The sequence below is a fragment of the Microbispora sp. ATCC PTA-5024 genome (genome assembly GCF_000511135.2).
Taxonomy (GTDB): domain Bacteria; phylum Actinomycetota; class Actinomycetes; order Streptosporangiales; family Streptosporangiaceae; genus Microbispora; species Microbispora corallina.
Window position 1 is genome coordinate 412,519 of sequence record NZ_KI866522.1, and the last position, 6,252, is coordinate 418,770.

Genomic DNA, 6,252 nt, shown 5'->3' on the forward strand with positions numbered 1-6,252 from the left:
CGCGTGACGGTGATAGGGCCGCGGTCAGGCCGTGGCGGGGGCGCCGAACGACCGGTCGAGCCAGGAGCGCCAGGCCCGCTCGATCGCCTCGTGGTCGGCGTCCTTGGCGAAGTTGTGGTGCTCCACGACCACGGTGTCCTGGTAGCCGTGGACGAACGTGTAGAGGCCGTCGTCCACCCGCACGCCCACCGCGGTCGGCAGGTCGGCGAACTCCACCACGCCGTCCTGGGGGCCCAGCCCCTCCACCCGGATCCGCACGGGGGCGCCCGCCGTGAGCGAGCCGGTCAGGCCGAGCGCCTCGCGGACCGCCGCCCACATCCGCTCGCCGTCCGCCTGGGGGCCCGGCGCGAAGACGTTGTGGACCGAGGTGAGGCCGGGGAAGTGCTCCAGGTAGGCGGCCAGTTTGCGCAGGTAGACGCGGTCGCCCTTGGTGAGCGCGTCGTACTCGGCCGCCCAGTCGCCCCCCAGGGCGCCGCTGTGGACCATGCGCAGGACGGTCGAGCCGCCCTCGCGCTCCTCCAGCAGATACTCGAACGCCATGTAGGAGTCGTCCTGCGGGTTGGGGGCGCTGGAGTAGGCGAATCGGCGGCCCGGCTCCCAGGCCGTGATGGTCGACGTCTGGGTGAAGCCCAGCATCGTCATGCGCGCGGCCCCGCCCACGCCGGGCTCGATCTCAGTATGGCCCATCAGCCAGGAGTCGATCCCCGGCCCGGTGGCGATCGCCTCCCAGACCTGCTCCGGCGTGGCGGCCAGCTCGATCTCCTCGTGGATCGCGAACTCGTGCGGCATGTCACTGCTCCTTCGTCTCGTCTCAGCGGCCCTCCCGGGCACGGGTCAACCGTCCCATCCGAAGAGAAGGATTGTCAAGAATAAAAAACTTGTCGGTACGCGATCGGCTGCTTCACCGTGACCGTCAGCCGGGCGTGGTTGACTGGTCGGGCCCGCCGGGGGACGCGCGGGCGCCGGTGCCGGCGCGCCGGTGAGGCGCCGGGCCGCCGCACCGGCCGTACGGGCCCGGACCGCGACGGAGACGACCTGGGACCCAGACGTGATGACCGACGACCTCGGCGTCGAGGACCTGCTGCGCCGGCTCGCGCCGCAGGCGCTCGGCGCGCTCATCCGCAGGTACGGCCACTTCGACGCCTGCGAGGACGCGGTTCAGGAGGCGCTGCTGGCCGCGGCCGTCCAGTGGCCCGAGGAGGGCGTGCCCGGCAACCCGCTGGGCTGGCTCACCACGGTGGCCGGACGGCGGCTGATCGACCAGTGGCGCAGCGACGAGGCCCGCAAGCAGCGCGAGGCGACGGTCGCCGCGCTGTCCCCGGCGGACGCCTTCACCGCCCCGGGGCCGGGCGACGACCTGCCGCCCGACGAGGACGACACGCTCACGCTGCTGTTCATGTGCTGCCATCCGGCCCTGTCGGCGCCCTCACAGGTGGCGCTCACGCTGCGGGCCGTCGGAGGTCTCACCACGGCCCAGATCGCGCGGGCCTTCTTCGTGCCCGAGGCCACGATGGCCCAGCGGATCAGCAGGGCCAAGCAGCGGGTGAAGAGCACCGGCATCCCGTTCGGCATGCCGCCCGAGCAGGAGCGCGAGGAGCGGCTGCGGGTGGTCCTGCACGTGCTGTACCTGATCTTCAACGAGGGCTACACCACCAGCTCGGGCCCCCACCTGCAGAGCCCCGAGCTGGCCGGCGAGGCGATCCGGCTGACCCGGTCGGTCCACCGGCTGCTCCCGGAGGACGGCGAGGTCGCCGGCCTGCTCGCGCTGATGCTGCTGACCGACGCCCGGCGCGGGGCGCGGACCAACCCCGACGGCACGCTCATCCCGCTCGCCGAGCAGGACCGCGGACGGTGGAACCGCGACCAGATCGGCGAGGGCGTGGAGCTCATCACCGAGACGCTGTCCCGCGCGCCGCTCGGGCCGTACCAGCTGCAGGCGGCGATCGCCGCCGTGCACGCCGAGGCGCCGCGGGCCGACGACACCGACTGGCCGCAGATCCTCGCGCTGTACGAGCTGCTCGGGCGGGTCTCCCCCAACCCCATGGTCACGCTCAACCACGCCATCGCCGCCGCCATGGTGAACGGCCCGGAATCGGGGCTGGAGATGCTCCGGGCGCTCGACGCCGACGACCGGCTGGCCGGACACCACCGTCTCGACGCCGTACGCGCCCACCTGCTGGAGATGGCCGGAGACCATCGGGCTGCGTGGGAGAGCTACCGCATCGCCGCCCGGCGGACCACCAGCCTGCCCGAGCAGCGTTACCTGGAGGCCCGGGCGGCCCGGCTCGCCCCCGAAGGAGGCGTGCGCGAGACGGCCGAGCCGTAGGGGATCATCGTCTTCTTCAGAGTTGACTTATATTCTGGCGCCATGCACGCGTTCGACGTCCTCGGGGATCCGGTGCGCCGCCGGATCCTCGAACTGCTCGCCGGCGGGGAGCGCTCGGCGGGCGAGATCGGCGCGGTGGTCCAGGAGGAGTTCGGGATCTCCCAACCCGGGGTCTCCCAGCACCTGCGCGTGCTGCGCGAGACCGGCTTCACCACGGTCAGGTCCGAGGGCACGCGCCGCCTGTACGCGGTGGACCCGGCGCCGCTGCGGGAGATCGACGGCTGGCTCGACAACTTCCGCCGGTTCTGGACCCAACGTCTCGACGCGCTGGGCACCGAGCTCGTCCGGGGCAGACGCGAGCGCCGCCTGGCCGAGGCACGGGAGGATCCCGCCGACCGGACCGGCTGAACGGTGACGCGGCCCTCGTCGTCCGGTCAGGGACGGCCCGCGTGGGGGACGGAGACCTCGGCGACCACCACCTGCCCGGTGCGGTGGGGCTCGTGGAGCCGGTCCATGCCGCGCCACTCAGCCGTGGTCATGAACAGCGTCCTCCCGTCCGGGCCCCCGAGGACGCAGGCGAAGCAGCCGCGGTCGAGATCGATCGTCCGCAGCACCTCGCCGCCCTCCCGTACGCGGACGCAGCGCTGGTTCGGCACGTCGGCGTACCAGAGGGCGCCCTCGGCGTCGAGGCAGACGCCGTCGGGCGGCCCGTCGACCTCGGCCCACACCCGCCGGCCCGTCAGGCCGCCGTCCTCGGCGATGTCGAACGCGGTCAGCCTCCGGCCGTGGGACTCGGCGACGATCAGCGTCGAGCCGTCCTCCGTCACCGCCATGCCGTTGCCGAACGCGATGTCGCCGGCCACCTGCCTGGCCCGGCCGTCGGGCGTGACCAGGGCGACGATCGCGCCGTTGACGTAGGCGTTGCCCCGCGCGTCGACGACGATCTCGTTGAACACCTCCCCGAGGGCGCGCAGGTCGGCGTGGGTCACCAGCGAGCCGTCGGGCTCCCGCCGCAGGACGAGCGCCTCCTGGCCGGACACGACGAGCATGCGCCCGTCGGGCAGCCAGTCGAAGGAGTACGGGATGGTGGTCGGGATCTCGGCCACGACCTCGCTCCCGCCGTCGAGGCCGGCGGTCAGGATCTGCCCGGTGCCCCAGTTGGCCACCCATAGGCGGCCGTCGTGCCAGCGCGGCGACTCGCCGTACATCAGGCCGGTCAGCAGGACGTTCGGTGCGGTCATGGGGACCTCCTGGCCCGTGGCGGGTTCAGCCGGCGCTCGCCGGCGGAGCCGCCGGGAGGTTCTCCGGCGGGGTCATCGGCGGCGTCGCAGCGAGGGTCGCCTGCGGCGTCATACGCAGGGTCGTGGACGGGGTCGCCGGGCGAGGGAAGCAGGCGACGAGGCGCTCAGCGACGCGAACGTCGCCGGTCAGGCGCAGATCGCCGGACTCGACCGCGTCCGCGAGCGGGCGGCCCGCGAACATCACATCGCGCAGCACCAGGGCGGAGGCATCGAGGAGCGCGTCGGCGCGTCCCGCCGGCCCCCGGGCGATCCAGAACCGCCCCGAGACGATCTCGGCGTGGAACCGGTCGTCGCCGAACGCCAGCTCGTAGCGGGCGTCCAGGTCACCGGCCGCCGCCGGGTCGAACGTCGTCTTCAGGGCCAGCATCAGCGCGTCCACGCTGAGGTCGCCGCCCGAGGTCAGCGGCTCGCGGCTGCCCCACCGGGCCAGCGCGAGCAGCACGTCCTCCAGCTCCTGCCCGCGCGGGGTCAGCTCGTAGACCCCGGTTCCCACCGGCGGCCCCAGCCTCCGCCGGCGGACGATGCCGGCCTGCTCCAGCTCGCGCAGCCGCTGGGACAGCACGTTCTGACTCATGCCCGGCAGCCCCCGGGTCAGGTCGCCGAACCTCTTCGGCCCGAACACCAGCTCCCGCACGACCAGCAGCGCCCACCGGTCGCCGACGACGTCGAGGGCCCGCGCGATCCCACAGGGGTCGTCGTAGCCCCGTCTTCCCGCCACGTCGTCAAGAATAGCTTGTGATTCCGCACTGAACACTCCTAATCTAGGAGCGATTCGGAGGTGGTTCCGTGAACGACCCGATAGCGCCCGTCCTGGGGAGGCACTGACATGGCGACCTACGTGCTGGTCCCGGGTGCGGGAGGCGGCGTGTGGTTCTGGCACCGGCTCATCCCCGAGCTCCGCGCGCTCGGCCACGAGGCGATCCCGGTGGATCTGCCGACGGGCGACGAGACGGCCGGGCTGAAGGAGTACGCGGACGCCGTGGTCGACGCCGTCGACGGCCGGCCCGGCACGATCGTGGTCGCCCAGTCGATGGGCGCGTTCAGCGCGCCGCTGGCCTGTGCGCGCGTGCCGGTCGGCCTATTGGTCCTGCTCAACCCCATGATCCCCCGGCCCGGCGAGGCGGCCGACGACTGGTGGGCGGCCACCGGCATGGTCGCGGCGCGTGCCGAGCAGGCGGTGCGGGAGGGCCGCACGCCGCGGGAGGAGGTGGACCTCCTCGTCGACTTCTTCCACGACGTCCCGCCCGACGTGACGGCCGAGGCCGTGGCCGCCGGCACGCTCCCCCAGGCGAACAAGCCGTTCGGCGAGCCGTGGCCGGCGGCCGCGTGGCCCGAGGTGCCCACCCGGGTCCTGCAGGGCCGCGACGACCGCTTCTTCCCGATCGACTTCCAACGACGCGTGGCCCGGGAACGGCTCGGCATCGAGGTCGACGACACGCCGGGCGGCCACCTCAGCGCCCTCAGCTACCCGGCCGAGATCGCCGGCCACCTCGACCGCTACCGGAAGCAGCTCGGCCTCTGAACTGCCGGAACGGCCCGGCATACCGCCGGCCGTCCGGTGACCGAGCGCCGGGACGCGTCCCGCTCGCCGGGGACGCCGGTCCGTCAGGACGCGCCGGGCTCGTGGTGGGTCAGGACGCGTCGCCGGGCTCGCCGGGGACGCCGGTGTAGAAGGCGGTCGTGCGGTCGGCGGCGGCTCGCGCCTCGGCCGGGTCGGTGCCGGAGGCCGCGCTGGCCTCGCCCCACAGCTCACTGCTGAGGGTCATGTACCGCCGGCCGTCCTCGGAGGTCACCCAGGCATTGACCTCGTCGCGATCGGGGATGTCGCCGGACGTCAGGTGGAGAGCGAGGCCGAGCAGGCCCATGTCCCAGCCGACGCCCACCGCGCCGGGGCCGAACTGCGCCCACCGCACGTCGTCCACGTGGGCGATGTGCTCCAGCTCGAACCGGGTCCGCCCGTCCGCCTCTCCGGTCACGCGCACCTCGATCCAGCTGACCTCGCCGCCCATCTCCCAGGTCGCGGCGTAGCTCCGCGGCGGGTCGCACCGCTCGACCGTGCCGCCCGCGTTGCCCTCCAGCTGGTAACGGCCGTGCAGCCGCAGGTCGCCGGAGACGGGGAGGAACCACCGCGAGATGCGCTCGGGGTTGGTGACCGCGTCCCAGACCTCGTCCACCGTGGCGTCGTAGGTCTGGCCGAGGGTCACGACGCGCGCCTCCCCCGCGTCGAGTACGCGCGTGCCGACGTGCCGGCGTACCGCGCTGATCTGCTCGTCCACCTTGATCACGGTCTTGTCCTCTCGTCGTGCCCGGTCGTGGACGGGACAGAAAGTATCACGACTGGCTTATATAAGCACGCGCTACGAGCCGTGGTCCTCTCTGCCGGCGCGCAGCTCCGCGGCGACGGCGCGCTCCCGGAGCTGTGCGGCCTCGGACCTGGCCACATCCAGCTGGGCGCGCAGATCCGAGAGCCGCGCCCGTTCCAGAGCCAGCTCGGCCTGGACCCGCTCCCGTTCCGCCGCGGCCGTACGGGCGTCCTCGACGGCCCGAGTGGTCTCTTCAGTGGACGCGCGGACGCGGGCCTCGGACTGCGCCGCCTCCGCGGCGGCGCGTGCCGCGTCCGCGACC

General features: G+C 73.4%; 7 protein-coding genes and 1 pseudogene. 3 read left to right on the forward strand and 5 right to left on the reverse strand.

Going from position 1 to position 6,252, the window contains the following annotated elements; translation table 11 throughout:
- Positions 1-24: 24 nt before the first annotated feature.
- Positions 25-789, reverse strand: a complete 765-nt coding sequence (locus MPTA5024_RS01885) for an SRPBCC family protein (RefSeq protein ID WP_036319093.1) — start codon at positions 787-789, stop codon at positions 25-27.
- 262 nt (positions 790-1,051) lie between these two features.
- On the opposite strand from MPTA5024_RS01885, the gene MPTA5024_RS01890 reads away from it, so the two are divergent.
- Both MPTA5024_RS01890 and MPTA5024_RS01895 read left to right on the forward strand, forming a co-directional pair.
- A complete protein-coding gene (locus MPTA5024_RS01890) occupies positions 1,052-2,326 on the forward strand; it encodes an RNA polymerase sigma factor (RefSeq protein ID WP_036319095.1) in 1,275 nt (424 codons plus the stop codon).
- A gap of 42 nt (positions 2,327-2,368) precedes the next feature.
- Positions 2,369-2,734: an ArsR/SmtB family transcription factor gene (locus tag MPTA5024_RS01895; RefSeq protein ID WP_036319098.1), complete on the forward strand. Its 366-nt coding sequence runs from the start codon at positions 2,369-2,371 to the stop codon at positions 2,732-2,734.
- A gap of 26 nt (positions 2,735-2,760) precedes the next feature.
- Here the strand turns inward: MPTA5024_RS01895 and MPTA5024_RS01900 are convergent, their stop codons facing one another.
- Both MPTA5024_RS01900 and MPTA5024_RS01905 read right to left on the reverse strand, forming a co-directional pair.
- Positions 2,761-3,567, reverse strand: a complete 807-nt coding sequence (locus MPTA5024_RS01900) for an SMP-30/gluconolactonase/LRE family protein (protein WP_036319101.1) — start codon at positions 3,565-3,567, stop codon at positions 2,761-2,763.
- Positions 3,568-3,592: 25 nt separating this feature from the next.
- On the reverse strand, positions 3,593-4,345 hold the full coding sequence (locus MPTA5024_RS01905; RefSeq protein WP_063794605.1) for a winged helix-turn-helix transcriptional regulator: 753 nt from the start codon (positions 4,343-4,345) through the stop codon (positions 3,593-3,595).
- A gap of 108 nt (positions 4,346-4,453) precedes the next feature.
- Between MPTA5024_RS01905 and MPTA5024_RS01910 the strand changes: the two genes are divergently transcribed.
- On the forward strand, positions 4,454-5,149 hold the full coding sequence (locus tag MPTA5024_RS01910) for an alpha/beta fold hydrolase (protein WP_036319104.1): 696 nt from the start codon (positions 4,454-4,456) through the stop codon (positions 5,147-5,149).
- A 109-nt stretch (positions 5,150-5,258) separates the two neighbouring features.
- On the opposite strand, the gene MPTA5024_RS01915 is transcribed toward MPTA5024_RS01910, so the two are convergent.
- Together MPTA5024_RS01915 and MPTA5024_RS41725 are read right to left on the reverse strand one after the other, a co-directional pair.
- Positions 5,259-5,912 carry an SRPBCC family protein gene (locus tag MPTA5024_RS01915; RefSeq protein WP_036319106.1) on the reverse strand — a complete coding sequence of 218 codons (654 nt, stop codon included), beginning with the start codon at positions 5,910-5,912 and terminating at the stop codon, positions 5,259-5,261.
- 72 nt (positions 5,913-5,984) lie between these two features.
- Positions 5,985-6,252: pseudogene (locus tag MPTA5024_RS41725) on the reverse strand (hypothetical protein); the annotation flags it as partial.